Below are 1,441 nucleotides of genomic sequence, written 5' to 3' on the forward strand. Positions count from 1 at the left end.
GCTTGTGTTTTGCCGATAGTTGAGCATCGTAATAGATAATTTATGAATAATGCAGGTTAAAAATTCATCGAACTACTGAATAAAAAATCAACATATTATGAATATAATACAACTCAGAAAAGACTGCAAATATGCAATGGTGGTACCGACCAGTATGGGTGTAAGAATCACTCCCGAAAACGGACAACCGGTTCACAGCAGTGACATTTACAAAATGCAGGCTACCAGCGCCGAGACTAATGTAGCCAGTATCTCATCCTATCTGGGATTTCCTGTAAAAGTACTGACCACTTTCGTAAAAGGAAGTCCCGTTGCCGCATTCATTAAAAGCAATCTTCGAAGCCGGCACATGGACTACGAAGGTGTGGAAGTAGAACAGGGAGGCCCATGGGGTTACCGCCATCAGTTCAACATTGCTGACAGTGGTTATGGCGGACGTGGCCCCCGCGTGCACAACGACAGGGCCGGCGAAGTTGGACGAACGCTTAACGCTAAAGATTTCGATCTGGAACGTATTTTCGGAAAAGAAGGTGTTCAGATAGTACATCTATCGGGTTTGATAGCCGCATTATCACCCGACACCGGCAATTTCTGCCTCGAAGTGGCAAGAGCTGCAAAAAAACATGGAACAGTCATATCTTTCGATTTAAACTACCGGGCATCCTTCTGGGAAGGAAGAGAAAAAGAATTACGTGATATCTTTTCAGAGATTGCATCTGTATCAGATGTTTTGATTGGCAATGAAGAAGATTTCCAGCTATGTCTGGGAATTGAAGGCCCTGAAGCGGGCGGGAAGGAGATTGCCGATAAGATAGACAGCTTCAAAGAAATGATTAAGAGGGTGAAGCAAACATTTCCTAATGCTTCGGTTTTTGCAACAACATTGCGTCAGGTTATCAGCGCTAATGAGCACCTGTGGGGAGCAATAATGTTGCAGGGTGACAATTGGGAAGTTATAGAACCGCGTCCCATTCGTGTCCTTGACCGTATTGGCGGAGGCGACGGCTTTGTTGGTGGCCTTCTTTACGGCATACTCAGAGGTTGGGAACCCGAAAAATGGATACAATTTGGATGGGCAACCGGTGCATTGGCCACAACGTTTCTGACCGATTATGCACAGCCGGCCGACGAAGAAATGGTCTGGAGTCTATGGAGTGGTAATGCAAGAGTCAAAAGATAGACATCCGTTTAAGAAGGAATGCTCCTTTTGTTATTCTTTTAAACAATGAATGGTAGATATTAGTAAATCAGGCAGAAGGCAGAAGGGAGAGATTTAGATGTTAGATATTTAGATGTTAGATATTGAAAGTCGGATAAAATTTACAATGCTGGAAACCGGCGTTTTAATACAAAAAAATGATTTCAAGTCATTTAACCTGCTTTATTCATAAGTTTTCGTCATGAGATGTTCGAATATCAAAAAACGCAAGCAACCGCAGAT

General features: G+C 43.2%; 1 protein-coding gene. It reads left to right on the forward strand.

Annotated elements, in window-relative coordinates; all coding sequences use genetic code 11:
* Positions 1–97: 97 nt before the first annotated feature.
* A complete protein-coding gene (locus OQ5_RS0117570; RefSeq protein WP_016778739.1) occupies positions 98–1,180 on the forward strand; it encodes a sugar kinase in 1,083 nt (360 codons plus the stop codon).
* Positions 1,181–1,441: the final 261 nt, after the last annotated feature.

It is taken from the genome of Anaerophaga thermohalophila str. Valhall (assembly GCF_000250735.1).
In the GTDB taxonomy this organism is placed as follows: Bacteria; Bacteroidota; Bacteroidia; order Bacteroidales; family Marinilabiliaceae; genus Anaerophaga; species Anaerophaga thermohalophila_A.

Excerpts from the sequence above, each read along its gene's own strand:
- OQ5_RS0117570 (WP_016778739.1), top strand. The coding sequence starts at position 98 with ATGAATATAATACAACTCAGAAAAGACTGCAAATATGCAATGGTGGTA.